23 protein-coding genes and 1 tRNA gene are annotated in these 26,163 nt (G+C 39.9%); 12 read left to right on the forward strand and 12 right to left on the reverse strand.

The genetic code is table 11. The features are described from left to right. Positions 1-136: 136 nt before the first annotated feature. The 4 genes from HWQ47_RS15295 to HWQ47_RS15310 all read right to left on the reverse strand — a co-directional run bounded on the left by HWQ47_RS15295 (position 137) and on the right by HWQ47_RS15310 (position 4,406). Positions 137-2,044, reverse strand: coding sequence for a putative bifunctional diguanylate cyclase/phosphodiesterase (locus HWQ47_RS15295; protein WP_269966940.1), 1,908 nt, complete (start codon positions 2,042-2,044; stop codon positions 137-139). A gap of 5 nt (positions 2,045-2,049) precedes the next feature. Then, positions 2,050-2,604 (reverse strand): heme NO-binding domain-containing protein, encoded by a 555-nt coding sequence (locus tag HWQ47_RS15300; protein WP_269966941.1) that lies wholly within the window; start codon positions 2,602-2,604, stop codon positions 2,050-2,052. A gap of 578 nt (positions 2,605-3,182) precedes the next feature. Continuing rightward, positions 3,183-3,887, reverse strand: a complete 705-nt coding sequence (locus tag HWQ47_RS15305; RefSeq protein WP_269966942.1) for a DUF445 domain-containing protein — start codon at positions 3,885-3,887, stop codon at positions 3,183-3,185. A 138-nt stretch (positions 3,888-4,025) separates the two neighbouring features. Beyond that, positions 4,026-4,406, reverse strand: coding sequence for a GNAT family N-acetyltransferase (locus tag HWQ47_RS15310; protein WP_269966943.1), 381 nt, complete (start codon positions 4,404-4,406; stop codon positions 4,026-4,028). Between the two features lie 340 nt (positions 4,407-4,746). Here HWQ47_RS15310 and HWQ47_RS15315 point away from each other — a divergent pair, with 340 nt between their 5' ends. Beyond that, positions 4,747-5,133 carry a VOC family protein gene (locus HWQ47_RS15315; RefSeq protein WP_269966944.1) on the forward strand — a complete coding sequence of 129 codons (387 nt, stop codon included), beginning with the start codon at positions 4,747-4,749 and terminating at the stop codon, positions 5,131-5,133. A gap of 5 nt (positions 5,134-5,138) precedes the next feature. Here the strand turns inward: HWQ47_RS15315 and HWQ47_RS15320 are convergent, their stop codons facing one another. Then, positions 5,139-5,894 (reverse strand): FAD-binding oxidoreductase, encoded by a 756-nt coding sequence (locus tag HWQ47_RS15320; protein WP_269966945.1) that lies wholly within the window; start codon positions 5,892-5,894, stop codon positions 5,139-5,141. 8 nt (positions 5,895-5,902) lie between these two features. Continuing rightward, positions 5,903-6,160, reverse strand: a complete 258-nt coding sequence (locus HWQ47_RS15325) for a 2Fe-2S iron-sulfur cluster-binding protein (RefSeq protein ID WP_269966946.1) — start codon at positions 6,158-6,160, stop codon at positions 5,903-5,905. A 148-nt stretch (positions 6,161-6,308) separates the two neighbouring features. Between HWQ47_RS15325 and HWQ47_RS15330 the strand changes: the two genes are divergently transcribed. From HWQ47_RS15330 to HWQ47_RS15350, 4 genes are all read left to right on the forward strand, one after another. Next, complete coding sequence (locus HWQ47_RS15330; protein WP_269966947.1) at positions 6,309-9,419, forward strand: DUF748 domain-containing protein; 3,111 nt, start codon at positions 6,309-6,311, stop codon at positions 9,417-9,419. A 64-nt stretch (positions 9,420-9,483) separates the two neighbouring features. Continuing rightward, positions 9,484-9,840: a glutathione S-transferase N-terminal domain-containing protein gene (locus HWQ47_RS15335; RefSeq protein ID WP_269966948.1), complete on the forward strand. Its 357-nt coding sequence runs from the start codon at positions 9,484-9,486 to the stop codon at positions 9,838-9,840. A gap of 395 nt (positions 9,841-10,235) precedes the next feature. Then, positions 10,236-10,688, forward strand: coding sequence for a hypothetical protein (locus tag HWQ47_RS15345; RefSeq protein WP_269966949.1), 453 nt, complete (start codon positions 10,236-10,238; stop codon positions 10,686-10,688). A gap of 118 nt (positions 10,689-10,806) precedes the next feature. Beyond that, entirely contained in the window at positions 10,807-11,043 is a 237-nt protein-coding gene (locus HWQ47_RS15350) for a DUF2986 domain-containing protein (RefSeq protein WP_269966950.1), read from the forward strand. A gap of 71 nt (positions 11,044-11,114) precedes the next feature. On the opposite strand, the gene HWQ47_RS15355 is transcribed toward HWQ47_RS15350, so the two are convergent. Next, positions 11,115-12,620 carry an MATE family efflux transporter gene (locus HWQ47_RS15355; RefSeq protein WP_269966951.1) on the reverse strand — a complete coding sequence of 502 codons (1,506 nt, stop codon included), beginning with the start codon at positions 12,618-12,620 and terminating at the stop codon, positions 11,115-11,117. Positions 12,621-12,657: 37 nt separating this feature from the next. Beyond that, positions 12,658-13,497, reverse strand: a complete 840-nt coding sequence (locus HWQ47_RS15360) for an ion transporter (RefSeq protein WP_269966952.1) — start codon at positions 13,495-13,497, stop codon at positions 12,658-12,660. 223 nt (positions 13,498-13,720) lie between these two features. Here HWQ47_RS15360 and HWQ47_RS15365 point away from each other — a divergent pair, with 223 nt between their 5' ends. Together HWQ47_RS15365 and HWQ47_RS15370 are read left to right on the forward strand one after the other, a co-directional pair. Then, positions 13,721-14,185: a L,D-transpeptidase family protein gene (locus tag HWQ47_RS15365; protein ID WP_269966953.1), complete on the forward strand. Its 465-nt coding sequence runs from the start codon at positions 13,721-13,723 to the stop codon at positions 14,183-14,185. 92 nt (positions 14,186-14,277) lie between these two features. Further along, the gene (locus HWQ47_RS15370; RefSeq protein WP_269966954.1) at positions 14,278-14,862 is read left to right on the forward strand and encodes a VOC family protein; all 585 of its coding nucleotides are present in this window, start codon (positions 14,278-14,280) and stop codon (positions 14,860-14,862) included. A 185-nt stretch (positions 14,863-15,047) separates the two neighbouring features. Here the strand turns inward: HWQ47_RS15370 and HWQ47_RS15375 are convergent, their stop codons facing one another. The 3 genes from HWQ47_RS15375 to HWQ47_RS15385 form a co-directional block, all read right to left on the reverse strand. Beyond that, positions 15,048-16,181, reverse strand: coding sequence for a phosphatidylserine decarboxylase (locus tag HWQ47_RS15375; RefSeq protein ID WP_269966955.1), 1,134 nt, complete (start codon positions 16,179-16,181; stop codon positions 15,048-15,050). A 702-nt stretch (positions 16,182-16,883) separates the two neighbouring features. Continuing rightward, positions 16,884-17,633, reverse strand: coding sequence for a M23 family metallopeptidase (locus HWQ47_RS15380; RefSeq protein WP_442802099.1), 750 nt, complete (start codon positions 17,631-17,633; stop codon positions 16,884-16,886). Between the two features lie 139 nt (positions 17,634-17,772). Continuing rightward, positions 17,773-18,654: a 6-carboxytetrahydropterin synthase gene (locus HWQ47_RS15385; RefSeq protein WP_269966956.1), complete on the reverse strand. Its 882-nt coding sequence runs from the start codon at positions 18,652-18,654 to the stop codon at positions 17,773-17,775. 254 nt (positions 18,655-18,908) lie between these two features. Between HWQ47_RS15385 and HWQ47_RS15390 the strand changes: the two genes are divergently transcribed. Further along, positions 18,909-19,634 (forward strand): DUF4336 domain-containing protein, encoded by a 726-nt coding sequence (locus tag HWQ47_RS15390; RefSeq protein WP_269966957.1) that lies wholly within the window; start codon positions 18,909-18,911, stop codon positions 19,632-19,634. Between the two features lie 83 nt (positions 19,635-19,717). Here HWQ47_RS15390 and yejK read toward each other — a convergent pair whose 3' ends face one another. Next, a complete protein-coding gene (yejK, locus tag HWQ47_RS15395) occupies positions 19,718-20,749 on the reverse strand; it encodes a nucleoid-associated protein YejK (RefSeq protein ID WP_269966958.1) in 1,032 nt (343 codons plus the stop codon). A 450-nt stretch (positions 20,750-21,199) separates the two neighbouring features. On the opposite strand from yejK, the gene HWQ47_RS15400 reads away from it, so the two are divergent. The 4 genes from HWQ47_RS15400 (at position 21,200) to HWQ47_RS15415 (ending at position 26,059) form a co-directional block, all read left to right on the forward strand. Then, positions 21,200-21,415: a YejL family protein gene (locus HWQ47_RS15400; protein WP_269971760.1), complete on the forward strand. Its 216-nt coding sequence runs from the start codon at positions 21,200-21,202 to the stop codon at positions 21,413-21,415. A gap of 88 nt (positions 21,416-21,503) precedes the next feature. Next, a complete protein-coding gene (locus HWQ47_RS15405) occupies positions 21,504-23,288 on the forward strand; it encodes a DUF3413 domain-containing protein (RefSeq protein WP_269966959.1) in 1,785 nt (594 codons plus the stop codon). A 172-nt stretch (positions 23,289-23,460) separates the two neighbouring features. Next, a tRNA-Pro gene (locus HWQ47_RS15410) sits at positions 23,461-23,537 on the forward strand. A gap of 341 nt (positions 23,538-23,878) precedes the next feature. Then, positions 23,879-26,059, forward strand: coding sequence for a diguanylate cyclase (locus tag HWQ47_RS15415; RefSeq protein WP_269966960.1), 2,181 nt, complete (start codon positions 23,879-23,881; stop codon positions 26,057-26,059). Positions 26,060-26,163: the final 104 nt, after the last annotated feature.

The raw sequence follows: 26,163 nt of genomic DNA on the forward strand, positions 1-26,163 counted from the left end.
GGGTGGTGACCTCGTCACAACCCTGTTATCTGCAGTACTTAACAACAACCTAAACACACTATTTATCCAAAGTCCTCCCTCTAGATAATGCACTAGAATTAACCAACTAACCTTAATGTTTTACATAACATAAAGGTTAGTTAATAGGTAATCGTGAAATATTACGCTGCATATGAAGAAAGTCGATTGTACTTAACGGCTTGAAGAAATATCGTCCCTGAGCAAAATCACAATGATGGTCTTGCAAGAAGACTAACTGGCTATTACTATCCACTCCTTCGGCAATCACCTTAATATTAAGAGAGTGAGCTAGCTCTATGATAGTAGAGGCGATGGTTCTGTAAGACGGATCGACATCTAACTCAGCAATGAAAGAGCTGTCCAATTTAATCACATCAATGGGTAATTGTTGCAGGTATTTAAAACTTGAATAACTACTTCCAAAGTCATCAAGACTTATCGACATGCCCATATTATGCAATTCAAAAATAGTGTTCTTTGCGACCTCTTTATTGATCAAAAATACAGCTTCAGTGATCTCTATGATAATATAGTCTGACACTTTAGGGTATTTAATGAGATTCTTTTTCAAATTCTCAATAAAGTCTTGCGATAGAAAGTGGATCGGAGAGATATTAATTGTCAATTTTTGTAACCGTTTTGTCGCGACCATTCGTTCTACCTGCTTAGCGACTAGCTCAATAGACAGTTCCCCTAGTTGGATAATTAATCCGCTCCCCTCAGCCATTGAAATAAACTTTTTAGGTAATAGTACTCCTTTTTGTGGATGCTTCCAGCGGATCAACGCTTCTGCAAAAATGATGTTTCCCGATAGAAGGTCAATAATTGGCTGAAAATACATGAAAAATTCATTTTTAGTAATAGCTTCACGGAGATCAGCACTTAGCTCCGTTTTTTCTATGTTCTTATTAATATGTTCCTGTTCACAAAATTGAAAACCACTGCCTATATGCTTATCAGCTTTTGCCTTGTACATGGCTAAATCTGCATTAATCATCAGCTCTTCACGGTTCGAGCCATATTCAGGGTAAATCGCAATCCCCATGCTCAGTTTAGGTATAATCTGATTCGTTTGATAATAAAATGGTCTAGAGATAGCTTCTATTATCTGCTCACACTTGTTGACCACATCTTGACGACGTCTGATATTGGTTAAGACAATTGAAAACTCGTCCCCCCCTAATCTAGCGACAATATCATTATCTCTGAGGTTTAATTTGAATTGATTGGCTATATGTTGTAAAAGATGATCGCCCGCGCAGTGTCCTAAAGTGTCATTAACTTGTTTAAAATCATTAAGATCAATTAATATTACAGCAATATTATCGCCGTCGTTCTCGGCATGAGTAATTGCGATATCTAACTCTTGATTATATAAGACTCTATTTGGCACCATAGTGAGATGATCATAGTGAGCCATTTTTTCTACTAGTTTTGAATTTTCAACTCGCTCATCAATGTCGCTAAAAGAGCCAGCAATCCTGACTACCTCACCTTTATCATTCCATACTGCCTGACCGACAATCCAAAACCATTTATATCGACCTTCACGAGTGAGCACCCGACATTCAAAGTCAAAAGCCTTATTATTCCTTAAATGATTTTTTAATACACGTAACAGAGGTTTCTTATCTTCATTATGGATTAGCGAGAAGTTTTTAAGGCCAATAAGCAACTCCTCCTTGGTATAACCGAACAGGGCAATAAGTCGTTCACTGAAAAACCAAACATCATCGATTACATTTTTTTCCCACACTCCCGCACTTGTTGCCTTCATCGCTAATTGAAATCTTTCCTTAGCATTTTTATGAGCCTGACTCTCAAGCTCCGCATTAATTTTAGCTTTCTCCAATTCACTAGTACGAATTTTAACCATTTGATCGAGTTGTTCATTGATCTGCTGAAGCTTCTGGTTAGTATTCCATAGCTCTTTACTCTTTTCTGTCAGGATCTGCTCCGCTTGCTTACGGGCGCGTCTCTCCCGATCTATCCTTCGAAGAAAAATGAGTTCCCGATCCTCCATTGCACTCATGCTAAAATAGGGGTACGAGTGATGTTAAATATGACATCAGTTTCTGAGTCTATAGTTTCAGGCGTTCGAATAATCTCAAAGTTTTCTTTAAAATAGTCTGCACAACCATCGAGCAATCCCTCGGCAAAAGTGGCAAAGGGACGGTTAGATTGATAATGCAGGCGAATGACATCATCACCTAAACGCTCACAGCTAAATTTAGGTAACTCAGCTTGAGGATAAAGCTTGTAAACTTCGACATGGATATAGCTGTCTATCTTGGAAAGAAGATCAAAAGAATCAGTTATTTCACTGGCAATCTCAGGATGCCCTCCTATTAGTTCGGCAAATAGTTTTTTACCAAATAATCTCACCAATTCATTTACTGGAACCGAAGATATCTCACTTAATTTAGCTACCAGTTGGAGCAGTTCTTCGTGATCATAACTACCAACAGATGTGTATATCCCTTCACTATCTAAATCACATGACTCAAATAAGGAATCTAAGGTTTCATAACCAAACTCATCTTCAATTAGTTCAACAAACCCTGTAAAAACCATACCCATCATAGCGTTAACCTTATTTCCCAATACTTAAGTCCGCTTTCTATGAACAAACGGTAGACCCGCTGATTAATTATTATCAAAGAAAGGAAACTGAAATAGATTTAATATATAAAAAGTATAGTCGCTAGAGACATTGTCGCTTTTTCACCTGCATTTTATGTCGATTTTAGTTATATAGCCAAACTACTTAAGAATGTTCGTTTCAGAGACTTTGTGCAAGTTCAACTCTAGGCGTATTAGTTTTAGAATTATGGAGTTACCTTGAAAGAAAGGGGTCCGAAGAGCAGCTAAAATAGTAAGGCTTTCACCTCGCTATTTTCAACAAAGTTATCTACAAGAGAGAACTATTCAGACCAAACGGCAAACTCATTAGCATTTGGATCTTAAAATGAAATCCTCGCCCACCGGGAAACGTAAAGATAGATTTAGAGATTATGCCACCATGCTATTTGCCTATCTCCAGCGACATCTCCAAAATCTGGGAGTAGAGAACGACCAACACACAGCCACTTTCTAAGTTAACGAATAAAGGAAGCCGAAGCTCCCTTTTCTTACTCATCAATTTCTTGTTTGGAATAATATTAGATATTTAACATGGCCGCAATTAAACCAATAATACCGCCAAACACTCCGCCCCAAACCACTAGCCAGCCTAAATGTTCTCGGATCATCTCTTGAATGATATCCTTAACTAGATCAGGTGTTAACTCATCCAATCTTTGAGTAACAATTTCGCTCACTTTAGTGCGCATATCAGCCAATACATCTGGGCGTTCAAGCTCATTCTTAAGTAGATTCAGAAAGTCCTCACTCTGAGACATCTCAACCAGTGATTGTTTCATCTTCTCAATAAAGGGCTCTTTCAGAGGAGTCATCGCTTCACTGCCGCCAAACATTGCTAACATACCGCCTAATGATGATTGCTCAACCGTAATCACTAACGCATCAAACGCGGGAGTCATGTCGACTTTCTCAATAACGGGTTGCAAATTGATATGGGACTGGGGCCCATCTGAAGACAAAAAACGGTCAATATTCTCATCGGTAAAAAATTGCTTCATCATCAAATTTGAGATCCCGACTTTAAACTCTTCAAAACGAGTTGGGATCACACCGGAACCATACAAGCCTGGCACTTTTTCAAAAAGCATGTGTATCGCTAACCAGTTGGTAACGGCACCAGAAAGTGCAAATAATCCAACGCTTAATAATATAGGCGATGCTAATAAATACCCAGATACAACCAAAACGGCAGCGATAAAATTAGTTATTACACTCTTGTTCAATCTCTTGCTCCAACATATATAAAAACAATCCAAGAATACCTGAGTTATATCAATACCCTCTTAGAATGTCATAAAGTAAAAAACAACGCATGATATCATAGGGATGTTAGCTTTTATCAATTCAGAGATTGGCAACCACTAAATAAGTAAAAAAACAGCCCCTTCAATCTTATCTCGGCGCACTGCCACAACTTGAGTCTCATCGGCTAACTCTTTCGCTTTAGCAATCAAAGCTGCTGCAATCCCCATACCTCGAAATTCATCAGCCACATATAGATCATCAAAATACCATAACGGTCTTAGTAAAATTGAAGAATACGAGGGGAACAATTGAATAAAACCAACTGGAACATTTGCTTTAAAAGCCAGAAAAATGACTGAATCATTCTCAAAAAGCCGAGCTTGAATGAAAGCGGTACAATCACTCTGATTACTCTCTTTTCCCAAACACATCCGATAATCATTAAATAAAGTAGCGAGTGAATTCAGATCATCAATAATTGCAATTCTTATGTACATATTCATCCTTTGAAATTTACTGCCATAATTAGCAAAGAGTGTAAAGGTACTATAGTTCAAACAGTTATTGAACTAATACTAACAACTCCCCCATGAATTACATAACCTTAACTGACGCAATGACTTAACATGATCAAAATAAATCTATCTCTCATACCATTTAAAACCCACAAAAGCTGAACTACACTTTAATTCTGACAAGGGCTGCAGTGCCTTACTCAACGCTTAAACAGCTTATGTTATTTAATTAGAGAATCGTATTCATACTGAGCTGTAAAGAGCCCCTTTTCATCAGCATCACGACCACTCGTTCACATCATTTATCGTTAAGGAGATGAGTATGCAGTCACCATATAGCACCCCTGGAGCATTAGGATGGCATGAATTAACCTCTAACGCTTGTGAGGATGCATTTGAGTTCTATAGTGAAGTATTTGGCTGGACATTTAAAACCATGCAAACATCACATGGCCCCTATCATATTATTCAAAACAACGGGAAAAAAATAGGCGGAATAGCACCTAACCCGTGTCCAGAAGAAGAGAGTCACTGGACGAGTTATGTCACAGTAAAAGATGTTGATGAAGTAGCGATAAAAGTCAAATCTTTGGGAGGAGAACTGATTTATGGCCCGGAAGATATTCCAGAAGTTGGTAGGCTTTGCTGGATAAAAGACCCTCAAGGAGCCATCATAGCGGCCATCACTTACCATAATAAAGAAAAGTGATGAATTTATAACCGTGCACGGGAGGAAATTCTCAAGTCTTTGTAGTCATAAGTGAGGGCATGGATCCTATCGAGTGGTGTGCCATTCAAAAGTATTAACTGTTGCCCTTTGGTCATAAAGCTAGGTTCTCCACATAAAAACACACGTTGTGGTGAATCTGGCAATATATGATCATCAAATTTATGAATACTCATTGCTATTTCAAACGGATCGCCAGTCTCAACTCTTGTAAAACTCGACTCATATTCACCCATTTGCTCAACGCAAGCTAAATAGTTCATATTTCGATGCTCTAGCATCAATTTTAATAGCTTACTGTGATGATAAAGATCTACAACATTTCTGGCTCCATGATAGAGGTATATCTTTCCTTTATGACCCAGAGATAAGGCATCACGTACTATTCCATATACAGGTCCAAGACCTGTACCTGTGCCAATTAATATTAAGCTGTCATTTTTATACTCAGTCTTATAACAACAATCTCCCCAAGGCCTTTGGATTAATAAGTTTTCACCTACACTAGCATGATTAAATAACCAATCGCTAAATTGTCCGTTGTATTTTCTGCGTATGTGTAACTCTATTAATTTTGAATCCGGATCATTCGTAATAGAATAACTGCGAGTGAGTCCATCAAATCGCCGTAGATTTATATACTGTCCTGCGCTATGACGGAACTCCTCAGTAGGCTTTACAAGTATTTTAACCACCGATTCAGACAGATATTGTTTTTCATGTATATGGGCCGTGATAAACAAATTCTGCGCTAAAATTGATTTAAGCTTCTGCTCAGGAGTGGGTTTGCACTGGCAAGACAGATATATGCATCGGATTTGAGATCAGCCGTCAGTCCCCTTTGCGCTCCAGCGGGAAGAACACCGTCCATATGTTGCACTAAGCAGGTTTTACACGATCCTTTTCTACAGGAGTAGTTGACTGAATGGCCATGACGGATCAAGGCATCAAGTACCGTTTCACCTTCGATGGATTCAACACTTTGTTCATCAAAATAAAATCGTGTCATCGTTAAAGGTCGTCCAATCCGCTAATTTGTTAGTATTTACTTCAAAAGACGATATGAAACTATTCGAAGTAATTGATAATAGGTATTTATATCCTATTAAGTTAGGTAAAATACACCTCATTAAAGATCTATATGCAATAAGGTAAGTATGTCCGTTAAAGCCAAAAAAGCGATAATGTTTAGTCAAATGTATCGCCAACTTCCTCGGTATCAACAATATTTAAGTATCGTTTTAGTGGTTTATCTCTCCTTTATTATCCTACTCGGGGTAATCATTCCCTACATTGCCTTGCAACAGATCCCTACTCAGCTAAGTTCTTTGACAAAAAGGCCTGTCAACTTAGCTGATGTGTCAATTAATCCATTTAATCTGCACGTTTCATTAACGGATCTGCACCTCTTTGAAGAAGATAAAACAAACTTTACCGGATTTACTGAACTCAGCTTTGAATTCAGCTTTTGGCACTCCCTTGCTAATGGCGCTATAAGTGTCAAGGATGTCACATTAACTCGCCCTTACCTGCTAGCCGAACGATTAAGTCAAAATGAGGGGGCTAAATTTAATTTCTCTGATATCATCAATGAACTAACGAAAAAGAGAACACAGCCAAGCACTGTCGAAACGACTCCCTCTGCACTCCCCCATATCATGGTAGATAAGTTAGCCATTGTCAGTGCTAGCGTTAAGTACACTGACATCCTAACGGATAGCCAATTAAACTACCCTGATATCAATCTTAGTATCAAAGGTTTTGACACATTAAAAGAGATAAATAGCCAACAAGATGCGTCGAATCGATTTTCAATCCGTTTACGGGGCAAAAATGGAGGCGAGATAGCCACTCAAGGTCAACTTCAACTATCACCATTAAACGTCATTGGTGCCGTACAGTTAAATGCTATCGATTTACCAGATTTTTGGTCATTTATCGCTGAAGAATTTCAAGCTCATTTAGACTCAGGAAAATTTGATTTCAGCACTGAATTTGCATTATTAAGCAAACCTGATTCAATCGAACATCCAATTGAACTCACGACCAGTAATGGGCAATTTGCACTAAGAGATATAATTTTTACTCATGACAAGCGTTCTTTACTCTCCTTACCACTATTTTCCGCCGAGAATATAACCTTAGACCTTAGCCATAAGCTGGTAAAAGTCTCACGCCTTTATAGTGAAAACTTTACCTTAGTTAGCCGAATTACAGCGGATGGACTCGATCTTGTCCCGCTTTTCATGCCTAACGTCATCTCGACTCAGGTAACTAAACAGACACAAAAGCAGGCAACACAGCACATAGCTCCAAAAAAAATCAACAGTGAAGATACACCAGCAAGTGTTAAACCGGTGCTTCCTGAGACTGATAAGCCAGCGGCTAAGACTGAACAATTGTGGTCAGTGATTGTCGATAAGGTTGAACTAAAAGATTTCGATATCAAGGTCAATGAAAGCTTAGTGTCGAACGACACTTTGTGGCAGATTGCACCACTCAACCTTGTGACAAGTAAAGTCTACTCTGATCTACGTGATCCAGTACAATACAAACTCGATTTTTCCATCAATGATCAAGGCAAGTTTGAGTCTAACGGAGAGCTAGATCTTAAGCTGCAACAAATAGACAGTACGGTTCAACTCACTGATTTCTCGTTACCACAGCTACAAGCTTATCTGGCTCCTTATCTGAACGTCAGCCTTGAACAAGGGGAGTTAAGTATTGAAGGGCAAGTAAAAGCCAGTTCAATCGATGACATTCTCTTTGTTGGCAACGGTGCCATAGAAGAGCTATTAATCAAGGATAATGTACAGAATAAGACGCTATTAAAATGGCAATCGATGGCGTTAAGCCAGATTAATTTAGATCAAAACCAGCACCTGTTATCGATCGATGCAATAGACTTTGTTAAACCCTACAGCCGACTGATCATTGCAGAGGACAAAAGCACCAATATAGGAGGCTTACTGATTGCGCAGCCTAAGAGCAACGAAAAGCAAGCTCTGGTAACGACACTCGATAAGCCTGAAACAGATGAGCTCCAACTCGTTATCGGTAAACTCAGTTTTAGCAAAGGGTCTACCTTCTTCGCTGATAACTCACTTACCCCAAATTTTGCCGCCAGTATTGAGCAATTAGAAGGGGAGATAAGTCAACTTTCCTCAATATCAACCACTCCTGCCAAGGTTGATATCAAGGGAAAGATAGATAAATATGCACCGGTCACCCTCAAAGGAGAGGTAAATCCATTAATGGAGATGCCTTACCTGGATTTAGCCCTTGAATTTGCACATGTCGAGCTGACCTCAGTTAATCCATATTCAGGTACTTATGCTGGTTACTATATTGAAAAGGGCCAGCTCTCCTTAGATCTTAATTATCAATTAAAGGATAATCAGTTACAGGGCAGTAACCACATGGTAGTAGACCAGCTCACTTTGGGAGAACCTAGCGATAGTAGCTTAGCCACTAGCCTACCCGTCACGCTAGCCATCGCTCTACTACAGGATAGGCACGGTGTTATCGATCTTGGACTTGAAGTATCAGGAGACCTCAGTTCACCAACGTTTAGCTTCGGCAGCATTATTTTAAACGCCTTTACCAATGTGATAACTAAAACCGTCACAGCCCCTTTCAGTCTACTTTCAGGGTTATTTGGAGATGATGAATCTCTGAATCGTATAGAGTTTGAGCCGGGTTTAGCTGTGATTAGCGATATAGAAGCATCTAAGCTCAGCACACTAACTAACGCACTAATAGAAAGGCCAAAGTTGACCTTAAATATTAAAGGGGCAATAGAGCTAGTTAATGACACCCGTGAATTTAAATCTTTAATACTAAGGAAAAAACTCGCTAAAATAAGTAAGGTTGAACTCAACGCAGTACCAAGGTCATTGACGGCAAATAATTTTCCCACCCAAGGCCCTTTATCACAAGCCCTTATCTCTCTTTTCGAGAGTGACGTTGGCGGTATCGCCAATGATATCAAAGTACAAATAATGGCAGAAAATAAACAAAATGAGAGTTTGATAAATAAAGAATCAATAAACACTCAATGGCATATCGCCCTGTACAATCAAGTACTAAACCACCAGCAGGTCAATGAACAGATGCTAGGGAATTTAGCCAGTGAGCGAGCCTTAGCCGTTAAGGCTCATCTTGTGGATACCAATAAGCTGCCTCCTTCACGGATCTTCTTACTCGATAGTCGTATTGATATTAACCAAGGCGCAGAAGAAGCAATCTTGACCTTAGGCGCAGAATAAGCGTTTAATCTTGCTCTTGCATGGGTTACACTCTGGCCGATTTCGATTCTATCAGAGGTAATCCATGTTTATTGTTCGTTGGTTTTTAGGTCGCATAATCTTACTGCTCAACTTTATCTTCACACCGAAGAAGTATAAACGTCCTTTGGATGAACAATCAGTGATAGATACAGCGACTCAGCAGTTAGCTCTATATCAATATAAAGCCTGTCCCTTTTGCGTAAAAGTTCGCCGTGCAATGCGCAGACAAGGTTTAAACATCGCAACCTTAGATGCTAAGCAAGATCCTCATAAAAGCACGCTAGTGGCTCAAGGTGGGCAGGCAAAAGTGCCATGCTTGCGTATCGAAGAAAATGGTGAAATCCGTTGGATGTACGAATCTTCAGATATTATCAACTATCTGGATAAACGATTTGCGTAACAAACACTTAAATTAAACAAAAAGCGACCTAACGATCGCTTTTTGTTTAAAGTAAACACTGGCTAATCTTCAGCCATCATACCTTTGAACACCCGATCCTGATAACTCACCAAGCCTAGTATTTTACCATTTTCAATCACTGGCGCTTTTGAAGCCCCGAACGGTTCAAATAGTCGATAGCAGTAACTAAACACGCAAGAATCATAAAAATAGAGCAAAGAGACCAATCATTAATTCTCTGCGTACTCATACAGCGTTCAATTGGCCAGTGAATCTAAGTTAATTGTGAGTTATGCTGCAGTAACTATATAGGCAATGTCGTGGTTAAATACGCTGTTCTAGTTTCAGCAATGCTCTAACACACAAGGATTACGACCAACATAATAAGAAAATATATGCTTAATTATAAAATAGCCATTTTACTTTCATTCACACTCATGAGTGCCTGCGCGAGCAAGAAAATCGATCCCAGTGATTTCAATCTTGATGTGAAAGACCGCTTCAGTACAAACATTAAAGGTGATGGTATTAAGCTTTTCACCTATAAAGCCCAACTTGCCACTTTGGATGACTCAGACATTCTACTGCCCCACAAAGAACGTGTTGATCAAGCTAAACGAGCACGTTCTGATAAACGTTATACACAACCAGATCTTAATGACTGGACCCAACAAATAGAGTTAGGCCTCTCAAAGACCTTAGACATGACAGGTTTTTGCCGAGAAGGCTTTATGGAGCTAAGCCGAATTATTGAAGTGGGAAGAGCTGAGATCCGTGGTGAATGTAACGAAGGAGCCACCGAAGCAGATAAGCAAAAACTCTCTGCAACTAAACAGAACTCAGGTTAACACACAAGAAAATGCATATTTTATGGCTTGCAGTAACAGATTGAGTTAAAATCCGCACCCAGTTTACAATCTGCTGCATAATAGCGGCAGATTTATGCAGCATTTTGGTAGAGAGTTTATGAACAGAAAACAGAAAATGATTAAGATGACGGCGAAACGTGCCAAGGCTCGCTTGAACAAACATACAGCTCCTACAATCAAAAAGTATGTATCTAAGGGTGATCGTGCTAAAGCACTAGCTCAAGAGCAAGCAGAAGCCGCACTATCAAGTAACAAGCCTAACGACGAAGTGCGAAGTGATGCCGAAGAGACTCAAGATATTAATATTGAGTCAAGCGATACAACCCAAGCTTAGCCACTGGTTTGCTAAAGTGAATAAAAAAGAGAGCTTGGCTCTCTTTTTTATTCACAAACTTTAAATAGAAATCAGCTCATTTTATCGTTAGATGGCGTAGTGAAGCGTCCCTCTTCTCTACTTACTTCACCGTCTTGCTCTTCAGTCAACTGTGCCATCTGAGCACATGACGATGAAAGTGGATTTGTACTATTTGGGCTTAACTCAGTATCAAGCACCTCATTATTATCACTTAAAGGCGATGGTGCTAACGTTGTTACCTTCACTCTTTCAACTAAGCGGAATGCAGTATAAACACCGAAAATGGCAAAGATGATAGCACCAATTACTTGTCCCACCAGTACCCCATAAACACCGCCCCACTGTGCACCAAAGTAAACAAATGGAATCGTCCCTACCGTCGCTTTACCAATATTAAAGAACGTTGAATACTTGGGCTTACCTAAGTTATTAAATGAAGCATTGGCGACAAATAGTGCACCAGAGAAAACAAAGAACACGGCGATATAAGTACAGAAGAATCTAATAATCTTCGCGCTATCTCCCTTCAGGTCAAATATCGAGATTATCTGATCTTGAAGCAACATTAAGATCAAAGAAACACCAATGACATACAGGGTACAAAACTGCAGCGCCTTCATTAAACTCTCTTTTACACGGCCAAATTCATGGGCTCCATAGTTCTGACCGATAATGGGACCTACCGCGCCAGATAATGCAAATATCATCCCAAAGCAGACCGGGATTAATCGGCCTAATACTGCCCATCCAGCAACATAGCCATCCCCAAAATCTGCAATGGTACGAGTCACAACAGCATTACCAATAGGCGTGGCTACATTGGTTAATATAGCTGGACCTGCAATAGCAAAAATAGTATTAAGATCGGTTTTAAAGCTTTGAAACTCAAACTGACCAAACAGTTTATGTTTTACTATCACCCCTCGCGCCGCAATAATGAAGACACCTGCTCGAGCCAATACAGAAGCCACTGCAGCTCCCTCTATACCCATCCCTAATGCAAAAATAAAAATAGGATCGAACACTAAATTTATCCCCCCTCCTGCTAAGGTTGACATCATGGATAACTTGGCATCTCCCACAGCTCTAAGTGCAGCACCGAGTGCCATTGCAAGACAGATAAGCGGCAAAGAAGGCACTAAAATATAGAGATAACCTGAAGCCAGCTCCGCTGTGTGTCCGGTAGCCCCCACTAAAGCAAGCAACTCAGGAATGAAGAAAGTGACTATGGCTGACACCAATATCGATATCAATAGCGTCACTACTGCACTGTTTAGCAGCAGTCGCTTGGCCACATCCATCTGTTTAGCGCCAATAGCCCGTGAAACCAGAGCACCAAGTGCAATCGATAAACCAATACCAATTGAAGTCGTAAAAAAAGAGATAGTACCAGCATAACCTATGGCAGCAGCAAGCTCCTGCTCACCAAGCAGGCTCAAGAAGAAAATATCAATCAAATCGACCACAAATAATGCCGAAATACCGACAGCGGCAGTTGAACTCATCACTAGGATGTGACGCATTATCGAACCTTGAACAAATTTAGCTGTGGTCATCTCTATCCTTGTTCTTATCTATTAGTTTTTGTAGGTACTATATTTTTACTTCCAACTCACTTCCACAGCTATCACAGAAATCTGCATTGTTTTCATGGCCTGTTTTTAAGCAGTTACTGCAGCGACGATTGTCTTTACTGCGTCCCATCTCTTGTGAGATTTCTGCCGTTAGGATACCTGTAGGTATAGCGATAATCGAATAACCTATCAACATAGTGAATGCAGCAATCGCTTGACCTAAGCTGGTCTTCGGGGTGATATCCCCATACCCCACCGTTGTGATTGTCACTATGGTCCAGTAAATAGACTTAGGGATCGAAGTGAAGCCATTAGCAGGCCCTTCGACCGAATACATTATCGCACCTAATACCATAACAATAAGACTGACAGAAAAAAAGAAGATAAACACCTTACGACTAGACTGAAACATAGCCCTAAGCAATACATTACCTTCACTAAGATAGCGTATTAATTTAAGTACTCGGAAAATTCTAAATAGTCGCAAGACACGGATCACCAAAGTAAAATTCGCCCCTGGGAAAAACAAAGCCAAATAACTAGGCAGAATAGACAGCAGATCAACGACGCCATAGAAACTTCTTACATACTGAATAGGTTGAGCCGAACAATAGAGTCGCAGTAGATACTCAATGGTGAATATAATGGTAAAACACCACTCTAATACTCTTATTAACTCCCCATACTCGTTATGTAAAGCCGCGATTGTATCAAGAAGTACTAAAGTGACACTCAGGATAATACAAACAATTAACCCAATATCAAAGTAGCGACCTAGACGAGTATCTGTACCGAATATGATCCTCCTAAGCTTGAGTCTTATTGTGTTATCCAGATTGACTTGCTTGTCTTGTTGCATGAGAACTCACTTACCTAACATTTATACTGCACATTTTGTCACTATCATACCAATGTGAGTATTTCAGTCATACCTAAAATTCGATTTAGAGGCCATACTTAAGGTACTATAAATATCCCTAAGCCCGCTTATTGAGTCTTATCACCATATGCATAAAATTGTCACCTTTTTAACGTTTATCGTTTGCATGAGTTTACCTCCACTTTGCAATGCTACGAGTTCGATGCAAAATTCTCCTAGCAGCTCTGGTACACCTACCTTAGGGAGAATAGATCTTGTGGTCGTGACCAAATCTACTTCAAAAATGGCATTAATGCGTAATGGTAAAATCATGCGCCAATACCGTATCGCTTTAGGCGACCGGCCAGAGGGGCATAAACTTAAAGAGGGCGATCAAAGAACCCCAGAGGGACGGTATATTTTAGATTATAAGAAGTCTAACAGTGCCTATTACCGTGCGATCCATATCTCATACCCTAACGATGAAGATAAGTTAAGAGCCAGCGCATTAGGCATTAGCCCAGGCGGGCAAATCATGATCCACGGACAAAACCCCAACTCATCGCTAACACCACAAGAAGCACAAAAGTTTAATTGGACTAACGGTTGTATCGCTATCACTAACAAACAGATGGATGAACTTTGGGCCTCAATTGAACCTGGAACCCCGATTGAGATCTGGCCTTAAATACCCAAAACTAAACCATTAGTCTCTTGATTCTATCGACTATTTTTGCTGATATAGCGATGTTAACTCACTTGTAATAAAGAACTTAAAAAATGACCAATACGCTCACCCTAGCAAGCTTACAAAAAACCTGGCCTGACTTTTCTCGTGATATTCACCATTTTTTAGAGGAACTTGGCTTAGATTATTTAGGACTTGAGTGCGATCATTGTGCGCTGAGAGTAAACAGCTTTTTTGTGGCAGAGACGCTTACTGAAGCGTTTTGCTCTGATGGTACTATTATCTCAAATAATATTATTAATGGCCGTCCTATCTTAATCATCGAACTCAACACACCTTTACAGTTAGCTGACTTCAAAATCGATTGTATCGAACTTCCTTATCCAGGCTGTAAACACTATCCAGTCGAAGGTTGGGAACACATCGAATTGGTACTCCCCTGTCCGGCCACCAGCTGTGACGAGCTAACTAAAGCGCTCATTAAGAAAGTGCCACATTTAGCGGGTGTTATTGAAAATAAAACAGCAATAAAGGTTAAATTAAGCTCACCATCAGGTGAACATGAGCGTCTTGCAAACCCTACCATAGCCTTCAAAAAGGGCAATCTCTGCATTAAGATTCATCCACACGGGATTAAAGAAGTGATTGAATCAGAATGTAACAATACTGCTCTGTAGCATTAGCATCTTGATCATTGCATTTAGTCTTTCGCTCGAAGCGAAAGACTAAATGGATTCAGGAGCTTGAGTCGCTCATGGAGCGGTTACCAAGAAGCTTTATTGATCTTGCTTAAATTATTACACGATTTTGAACAGTAACAGATACTCGTAAAGGCTATCTCACTGCATTAAACGACAAGACTTTATTTAGCTTTACCAAACACCTGCCCTAGTTTGTACAATTTATCCTCTTCCGTTACAAAAATATCGATGTCGTTCCGTTCAAATAACATTATCATATCGGAACCGCCAAACAGGAAATTACCGAATTCATCACCTTTATTCAGATAATCGCCTTCATCTACGCTGAAATTACAAGATGAAATAACATCCATGCCGATAGGCAAACAAGCAACTAGCCCTATTGGAGAGTCGAGTACCAATAGACCGCGCTCCTGTGAGAACTGATAATCGGTACCGTCAGTGGCTCCCAAATGTCCCTGTTCATCTCTAGTTACATTGGCAAATACATCTCCGGAAATCAGCTTTCTCTCTAAGATAGTGCCTCGTACCGGTGTATGATATCGATGATAAGTCAACACGGTCAGGTAGCTATGAGTAAAGATTCCGTTTTTGAATCTGTCTGCATATTTAGTATGCTTTAACAATTCATCAATACTGTAAGTATTACCTTTGGATACGGTAATGGTGTTAATTTCACTTATTTTCCAAGTGCCCTTGTATACGCTGTCCGCTGGCACAGTGATCACATTATCATCGGCCATGTTCTTGTGAATTTCGTCCGGATCTTCCTTCGGGTTAGGAGCAAGTCCTGTGGCAGCATTCTCATAGGGTAATGTCTTAGCACCGATGGGACGTTTACCGGGTTTAATATGTCTGCAGAAAAACATATTAAACGTGTTAAAACCACCTGGCGGAACCACGAAGTTTTCAATGACAAATCCCTTATCATCAATAAAAGATTGTAAGTCGTTGGCTGACTGAGGGCTATTTAAGAAAGCACCAAACTGCTGAGTGAACACTACCATCCAGTTTTTAAACTCAGCAAAAGTGGGATCTTTCTGAAATTTATTACCGAGTTGGCTGATAATAAAATAGAGTCCATGGAACAAGTCGCTGAAGGTTGCATCAGCAGGTGTGGTAACCAACAAAGTGTCTAAATATTCATAAAAACCATCTATATTAGAGATTGCGGTGTCACTATAGGGTGGGATCCATTGTGCCTTTTTAATACATTTTTCAAGCTCTAATTGATACTCCATTTTGGTATCTATCATGTTTTCCAAACGTCGAACGATACTTGTAGTTCTACTCATATCTTCTCCTTATTCCCTTTTTATGCCCTACTTTTGCATAAAAGCTAGGCTCTAGAAAATACACTCGCTATTAAAAAACCCTATTAAAAAAACATACTCAAAGAGGATTGTCAATCAATATACCACTCGTCGTTTCTAGCCCACGCAGCACAATTTTCGCCAGCGTATATAAGGTCTAAATGTGGAGAGTATCTTTAATGTGATCGCTTTGAATATGGTTATTACGTATAACCGATGAAAACTGCCACAAGGTATTTTTAGTTGCACTCATTTGTAAATTATAAGGATTCTCCTTGGTTGTCTGTTGTCGTTTGAATCCAGCTTTACCGTTTGAATTCGTCCCCCTGTGAAGCTCAAAACGGTCAAAACGGCATTAAAGTTTACACCTAGTTTGAAAGCAGGCTGAAGTGCATCAGAACAAACCAAGTATGGACAGCCCAACGCTATCAACACTATAGACAAAGCTGCATCTTAATTCAGAGCTATACACCAGCAAAACAAAGTTAGAGTATTTGCTTAATTCGGTAACTTTCGGATTAACTCTAGTATCACTAACCTGAAAACATAACGGCGAGAAAACTAACTGTGATTTATTAAGGAAAATAGAAAACGCCTCGGATAATCGATGACTCGGTCTTTGCTTAAGCCAACAAAAAAAGCCGCTTCCAATTAATGAAAGCGGCTTTAACATTTATTTAAGCATTATTTACTCTGGCTAAGTACACTCGACATTGATGGTACTATTGTGACTGGATCTAATCGCATCTGATACCAATTAACCCGCCAGTCAAGATGTGGACCAGTGACACGCCCAGTGGCACCCACTTCGGCAATAGGCTGGCCTTGTTTAATACTTTCGCCTTCTTTGACATAGAGTTTACTCAAATGAAGAAAGCTGGAACTGACACCAAAACCATGGTCCAAAATAATCGTACCACCGGAATAGAACATATCAGATACCGACAAACTGATAATACCGTCTGCAGGTGCCACCACTACAGTGCCAGTTTTAGCCGCCACATCCACACCATAATGAGGATTTCCCGGTTTACCATTATAAACGCGCTGGCTGCCGTAAACTCCGGAGATTCTACCAGTTAATGGCCAGATAAAATTTTGACTGAAGGCTGTTTGCTCAGAAAATTGAGATCTGGCAGCTCTAACCTGTTTACTGTCTTCTCTTGAACGCTCAATCGCTTTTGGATCCGGCTTCATGATCTTTTTACTGATCCCGTTCACTCGGTCAATTTTATACTCTTTTACATTAATCTTTAACGGCATGAGTTGAGTCAAACCATCAGAATAAACCAACTTAAGCTCTTGGGTTAATTCCGCCTCTCGAGCAAAACCAAAAGCGAATTTCCCTTGAGACGATACCTTAAGTGCATCTCCATTAAGAAAAGCTTCGGTTCCAGGTTCAACCTGAGCACGAATTAACGCCCCCTGCTCCATCTTACCGATGAGTTCAATTTGTGCCAATGCATCCTGGGATACAAGTAGACTGGTTGTTGCTAAGCAACACCACACTAAAAAGAGGGATACAGGTATGTTCAAATTCATCTCCAACAAAAATTCATTTTCTCACCAAAGATTAAACTTGATGACCTTTAACTGATATTGCACCTTTACCCACACCTTCATAGGCGATCACCTTAAACTGATTCCCCGGTGACATTTCAACTAAAGCGTTAACCACAAACTCCGCTAATAATTCGACAGTAGTATCATGTGGGATAATTTCACAAGATGACTTTGGCATCGCCAACTGAAAATCACCTTGAGGCGCCTGATAATGAAATCCAAAATGGGTTTCATCATTCACTTTTGCCTGTGGCGATAATCTGAGTTCACCGACCTTAACGACATCTTCTTGAGTGCCTAAGTAAATGTCTTTCCAACGTTTAGCCCAGTACTCATCCCATTTAGGAGCTGCTATGCCGTTTTCAAAAACATTGATAGGACTACGGTGACCATGTGCAATACGTTGACAGTTACCGTCGTGTTTCTTTAACCCGTGAGTATAGTGATAATAAGGTGCTTCATGCAGCTCATTTCTAAGTGTTAAAGCTATCGCATCGACATTATCTGGCAACACTGCTTTTAACGCTTTCTGCAAAAAGGTGTTCACACTCTCAAAGTCGATAAGTTCACTGGGAATAAGTGCAAACGCTTGAGCTGGACATGCCAGATGTATGTCACCTTTGAGGCTATTAAAGTCCATCCAAACAGTGTCACCTTGTTGTTGCCAACGAACTTCACTGCACGCAGTAGGGATCAGTAATCGATGATCGGCGATATTATCTATCGTGTCTTTAATGGTGCGCTTCACTTTGGAAAAGTCGAGCACCATATTTTGATCATCTAATCCTCCATCGAGTAGCACATCAACAATCCAACTTTCTCCGACCATGCCACGAATAGGACACAGATAAGAAAAATCAATCACGGTTAAATCTCTAACAAAAAGTTGCATTTAATCTCCTAGGTAGAAAAACAGTCTACCTTTTTACGTCCACTCGGCAGGAGCCAAAAGACAAAATAGTTCGAAAATGATTTCACATCATCTCTTCAGTTATGGCAAGTTTACATCTGAATACTGTTTTTTTCGACACGTTTATTGCCTGTAATTGTAAAGTTGAAAAGTATGATTGATTTGTCATCAACATTAGTCCGATAATCAACTTGTACAGCCCATATTATTTTCAAACAGCAATGACGGGAGAGGTTATGTCAGGTAGCAACACAAACCACACTGATCTAGACCTCCTACATTTAGTTGAGTCAGATATCTGGTACTATGATGGCCCTGCAGTTTCATTCTATGGCATGCCCTATACGACCAGAATGACTGTTATTCGCCTCAAAGATAATAAGTTATGGATACATTCTCCTTGTCAATTATCTGATGAATTACAAAAAGAGGTTGATTCTCTAGGCGAGGTCGCTTTTCTTATCGCACCAAATAAAATCCACTATTTGTTTATACAACAATGGATATCTCAGTACGGTAATGCCAGACATTTTACCGCACCAGGCTTGATAGATAAATGCCCCGATATTGCATTTGATGAAGAGTTAACCGATAAGCCTGTTGATGCATGGAGTGACCAGATAAAACAGCTTATTTTTACTGGAAGTCCGCTCATGGAAGAAGCGGTCTTCTTTCATCAAACAAACAGCACATTGATCTTAACGGATCTAATCGAGAACTTTCCAGATACTCACTTTAAGCCTTGGCAAAATCACATTGCAAAGCTAGTGGGCATTTTAGCTCCTAATGGTCAAACTCCCGCTGACTGGCGGATTAGTTTTATATTTGGCAAAGACAAGGCAAGGGGTTGCTTTAAAAAAATACTGTCTTGGCAACCAAGTCGGATCATTATTACCCATGGCGAGTGTATTTGGCATGATGCCTCAGCGTTTCTTACTCGCTCATTTAGGTGGTTAAATTAACGTTTACCGAGTTAGCTTTTTCAACCAATAAAAAAGGCGCCTCTAGCGCCTTCTCATATAAAAATGATTGATTTAGCTTGAAACTACTGACCGCCTTTCAGACGTCGATCGAGTTGGTCTTTAAGATTAGCTGGGACACCTTTGATCATGATCGTGTCAGAAATAGGATCATACATCACTCGCTCACCGAGATGTGCACCATCAAAACTCAAGGTTACACCACCGCCAGTGCCAGAAAACTTTTTCAACTGCCTTAACGTCGGTTTATCACCAGGAAATTCATCTTCAAGTTCATAATCCCCACCGCGAGCAAAGTTATAAAAAGACTCCATTCCAGAATCTGCAAGTTCATCAGCAAGATCTTTGATCTCTATGTCGGCACCAACATCACAGCGTTCAGTACAGTAATCAAACACTTTTTCACGACACTGCTGACGCTCATCTTTAGTCAATTCACTGCTGGAGACAAAATCCTCAACCGCATTCATTAACTCTTTATTTTGAGCTTTAGTATTCACACCCTCAACACATCCCATAAAGTCGAGAAAGAAATCAGCAACTTTGCGTCCAGCGCGGCCACGAATAAATGAGATATATTTGCGAGAATCACTATCAGTTTGCCACTCTGTAAGATCGATGCGAGCTGCAAGTTGCACATCTTTAAGATCCAGATGAGTATTTTGTAACAGTTCCATATCATCCAATACCGTCATAGATGATTTTGCATTCAATAAAGAAACGTAAAGGTAATCGCTCGTCATATGGGTATAACACGAAAGTAACAGGAAGCCGCCTTGGCTAAAATCGTATTTAGACAACTCCTCTTGTAACAACTTGCCTGCTAAGCCAGAAAACTCAACGAATCCAAGTTCACCATTACGATATGCCGTTAATGCCTGCTCAAACTTAGGGTTCGTCTCACCATCTTCACCATGGGTGCCAAAGTGGCCAAAACCTTTACCAGCTTTAGTGGTATACGTTTGATGTAGCTCTTCAAGCATGGTTTCAACAGCTTCGCTATTTAACAAGGGTTGTGGACGCAACCGACAGCTAAGCTGTCCTTCACTATTCTGAGAAATGGAGTGGATGATTGCTTGCTCAACGTTAATACTCATAGGCCTCGATATTGGAAGTAAAGTAAAGAACAACGATGGGTTCGTTGTCGATAATAAGGGAAGTTATAGGGTAGACTAAACGATAGCGGTTATATTGCCCCAATTGAGCTATTGCAGCAAGCGGGAAAGACGGCTCTTAGGTGTTAACTGGCTCATTTATATTCAGCATAAAAATACGATGTTAATGTCCAAGCAGCAAGCATTATATCTCGGTGCTCATTACTCTATCTGACACGTCCTCCCCTGTTAGAAAAGAGATTTGTTCACCATTTCATAAAAAAGACCTCACGATTGAAAGCACTCTATGCTTTAAAACGAAAACTGAAGCCTGCGACTTAATGATTAAACACTCAAAACAGCGCATTTAAACTCAGTAAGGATATCGTGCTCTCTGAAAATTTCGGTTATCATATGCAATTAATCAAGTTTAACGTGAAATATTTTTTAATTATGGCTATCCAATCCAAGTATTCGAATATACAAGTTGAGTCAATTATCGCTGAACTCAGCGCTGTACTTGACAAACATCAAGCACCTACTGATCTTAGATTAATGGTTCTAGGAAACTGCGTAACTGACCTTTTAGCACGTAAAGTACCAAGTGAAGCTAGAGCAAAAGTAGCTGAACAGTTCTCAAAAGCACTTGCACAATCAGTGAAAGGTTAATACCTTCATCTTGTATATTAAGCAAGATGCGATGCACAGATAAACACACTTAAGATGCACCTATACCTAATTCAGTAAGCGGAGCCATATGGTCGAGCGTAAAAAAGAGATGGGACGTGATCGTGTATCACGCCTAATAAGTTGGGGGCATTGGTTTGCCTTCTTCAACGGCTTTCTTGCCATGATCGTGGGTTTTCGCTATCTGGATACCGTGGGGTACCCTGAAAGTTGGCTTGGGTGGGCATACTTAGCAATTAGCACAATCGGCCATTTTAGCTTTTTAGCTTTTATCGTGTATCTAGTACTGATTTTCCCCGTTACTTTACTCCTGCCTTACTCTAAAATATTACGAGGATATGCAGCCTCTGTAGCGACACTTTGTCTGTGTCTCTTATTATATGACACCATTATTTATGATGATTACGGCTTACACTTAAGCCCATTTGTATTCGATTTAGCTTGGGCCGACCTCAATGCTTTATTGCATGGTACCTCCTACATCGTTACCCCACTGTGCATCATAATCATTGAACTATTAGCGGCTAATTTTCTGTGGAAACGAATAGAAAAAATTCATAAAGCTAAGTGTGGCAATAAGGTGGTTGCTTTCGTTGGTGTCTGTTTTATCAGTAGTCATCTCATTCATATCTGGGCCGACGCAGTGTCAATCAAAGAGATCACTCGCCTAGACGATGCTTACCCACTTTCATACCCAGCTACAGCTCGTTCGTTTATGGAAAGTCACGGCATAGAAAGTGAAAATAGCAAGAGTCGTAACTCAAATCCTAAAAGCAACATCAGTTACCCAATCAAACCACTGCAATGTATTAGTGAAGCTCAACCCAACATACTCTTAATCACCATAGACAGTTTAAGAGCTGATATGTTGGATGAAAGTACCATGCCCTTTCTCAGTCAATATGCTAAGGAAAACTTAGACTTTCATCAGCACCTCAGTGGAGGAACCCAATTTACCAGTGGCTTATTTTCTATTATGTATGGTCTCCAAGGTAGTTACATCAATGATATGACATTAGCAAATACAGCGCCATTGCTAACCCAGATCCTCAAACAACAGAACTACCAAACAGCCGTATTTGCTACCGACGATGTAGTGCTAAAACCTAAAGCTATCTTCAAAGGACTCAAGCATTACATTACCCATGTAGAAAACAGTCATGCCATGGCTGACAAAGAGTCAATTGCTAACTTCGAACAATGGGTAACTAAAACCCAAACGCCTTGGTTTAGCTTAATAAATTTACGTTCACCAGAGAGTTATGACACACCCGTTGGCTTTCTAGGCATTGAAACCGTACGCCCTAAGAAAATATTAAAATCAGCAGAACGAGTATTATTCAATCAATACCGCCAGTCATTGAACTTTATTGATCAGGAGCTCAGTAAGCTAATAAAAAGTTTGCCTCAAGACACCTTAGTCATCATCACGGGGGTGAGTGGAAAACTGTTTACCAGTAATCCCCATGAGGTTCGTAGCAATATGTCACCTGGCAATGTGCATGTACCTTTAATCATTCACTGGCCAGGAAAAGTGCCAGCAAAGGACGTTAATTATCGAACCAGTCACTATGGTATTGCCCCAACGTTATTGAGCCAAGTACTCGGTTGTACCAATGCACCAACTGATTATAGCGCTGGTCGCAGCTTACTCCAGCCAGATAGCGAGTCTTGGATCTATGTGGGTGATAACCTTATATTTGGAATTTATCAAGACGCTGAAATAACGGTTATTGATCGTCATGGTCAATACCGTATTTATGATGAGAATTATGAACACAGATTACGTAAAAAAATGAGCGCCCCCGAACTTATTGAAGTGATGCGTGAAGGTCGACGTCTCTACAATCATTAACAATTAGACGCCTCTATTAATGAGGCGTCTTAGTTATTTGCCCTCACTTTGCATAAAAAAGCATATAAATTAAGCAATTGAAAAGGCTTAACGACTAACTACTTGCACAAACCACAGCAAATTGATAAAGTTCGGCTTCGTTAAACAAGGCTAGTCCTTGTATGACAAACATCGGGATATGGCCTAGTCCGGTAAGGCGCTTGTCTGGGGGACAAGAGATCGCAGGTTCAAATCCTGCTATCCCGACCAAATATAGAAAAGCCGCTAATCGCAAGATTGGCGGCTTTTTGCTATCTGCAACTTAATCATATACAAAATACTGCAACCAAAGTCTGTATTAATACCTCGTGTATTCCTTTACTTCCTACCTTACGATAACCCCATGTCAAATCATCAGAACTCCCGTGAGCTAAACAGTCATTAAGGCCTGCTGTCATGATCTAAGTATTACCGGTTATCATTAACACCCATCGATAACTTAAATTACATGCATTCAATTTTGCATTAGAATTTGTTACACTTATACAAGGTTATTGCTTCTGGCCATGAGTATCTATATTTAGCATCATAAGTGATAAAATAAGGCTTAAATGCTCAAGATAAACCAACGACATTTAAAACTTTCAGTCTTATTAGGCATAATTGGTTTTGCCGTAAACCTCTATCCTATTCCACTCTTTGGTAATGTCCAATTGGTGTTAGGGAATCTATTTTTTGTCATTATCGCTATCTTGTTAGGCCCTTGGTACGCCCTTCTCTGTGCGGCTATCTCTTCCATTGGACTCATTATCACTTGGGCTAGCCCCCATGCATTTATTTTCTTTTGCCTCGAAGCACTTTGGCTTGGATTCGCCCGCAAAAAGGATATCTATGCTCTCTATGCCGATATCGGATATTGGCTACTTTTAGGAATGCCACTGTTTTACTTTTACGCAACAATATTCTCAGAACTGCCACAAAGCCATATCTCATTTATCACGCTAAAACAAGGAATAAATGGCTTTATTTGTGCGGCCCTAGGTTCGCTGGCAGTGATAATATTCTCAGGGTTTTGGCATCTAAAAGGCAAAGTAAGAGATAAAAAAAGACGCACCTTTAATGCCCAAATAACCTATAGCTTCACCTTAGTACTCACGATCTCTTTGCTTAGTTCGGCCTTAATTTTTAATCACCAGGTGATTCTAAATCAACAAGCAAGCCTTAAACAAAACTTACATGACTCAGCCATACACTTAGGCCAAGCAACCGAAGCATTTCTAGAAACTCACAAGAAAGCTATTGATAATGCCTCTCGTTGGCTTAGTCTATCTCAAACTGATGTTCAAGGATGGCAGGCAAGGCTTACCAGATTACATCAAAGTTATTCAGGCTTTATCACCATGTTGGTCACTGATGAAGAAGCTAGGATTATCGCTGCCGCCCCCATTGAACAACTCGGTTTTGAACGAGTCAAAAATAAAAGTATCTCTGTCAAAGACCGTCATTACTTTCAACAAGCCTTTAATAAAGAGATGACCTATGTATCTCCAGTGTTTTGGGGAAGAGGGTTTGGTGCAGATCCCATTGTGGCGATAAGCGCCCCCATCTATCATGATGGCATTTCAGAGCAACCGATTGGTATTATCGAGGGTTCATTAAATTTAAACCGCTTTATCGATATAGAACAAAATAGTCTTGTTTATGAACTTCAATCTATGATTTTAATCGATGAAAATGACCGTATCATATACGCATCGGAGGAGTTAGCATTACCAGTGCTATCTACATTTAACTCCGTTAAAAGCGGTCAAAAATACAAGACCTCATTGCAGCTTATCAACCTCTATGATCTTGAAAATCCTAATCCTGAATTTGTTTACACCAACTACCAGCTCAATAACGGTTGGAAACTTTATATAGTTACTCCATTCTTCCCTTTATTACAGCTCTTAGAAACCCAGTATCTCACCACTTTTGCAGTTCTGTTACTCTCTCTAATCATCACAGTCATAGTCACCAGAGTGATCAGTACCAGATTAACTGAACCCTTAACCGTTATAGCGAATAAATTTGCAGATAAAGGTCTTAAAAAGGCCGTGGATTTCCATATAGATGAAGAGTCACCTCAAGAGTTTCTTACCTTGTACCAGAGTATTAAGAAGAGAAAACAAGAACTGATTGGTTACCAACTGGAATTAGAAGAGAAAGTTGCGATTCGCACTTTTGAGTTAGAGAAAGCTAATGTAAAGTTGCAATCTCTAGCTGAAAAAGATGATTTAACTAAACTCTATAATCGCCGAAGCGCTGAAAATATGTTTAATACTACACACAATCTATGCCTCAGAAGTAATGAGGTCATGGTTGTTGCGATTTTGGATATTGATAACTTTAAAGCGATTAATGATACTTTCGGTCATCTGGGAGGCGATGAATGTCTGCGGATGATAGCAAACTGTATGCGACTCTTTTTCAAACGAGACAGTGATGTGATAGCAAGATATGGCGGAGAAGAGTTCCTAATCATTTTACCTATGACAAATCCCGATACGGTTGAAGATCATTTAAATGAATTTAGAATACAAGTAAAAGAACTCATCATACACCCTCCCCACGAAGAAACAGACATCATGATGACAGTCAGTATCGGGGCTATTATGGCCCATGCCAATTACAGTAAATGTCTGGAAGAGTGGTTTAGACAAGCAGATTTAAACTTATATCAAGCTAAAAACCAAGGCCGAAATAAGGTCGTAGTAACTAAACCTCAGTTATCGAACAATGTTAATATTTGATTTATTTATCCAAGAGATCAAGCGTCAATAGAAGTCAGAGCTTTAATCAGAAAAAATCTTCTTACTGATTACTGATGATTAAATGAACGCATCATAAGGAATTA

Source organism: Shewanella sp. MTB7, assembly GCF_027571385.1.
Taxonomy (GTDB): domain Bacteria; phylum Pseudomonadota; class Gammaproteobacteria; order Enterobacterales; family Shewanellaceae; genus Shewanella.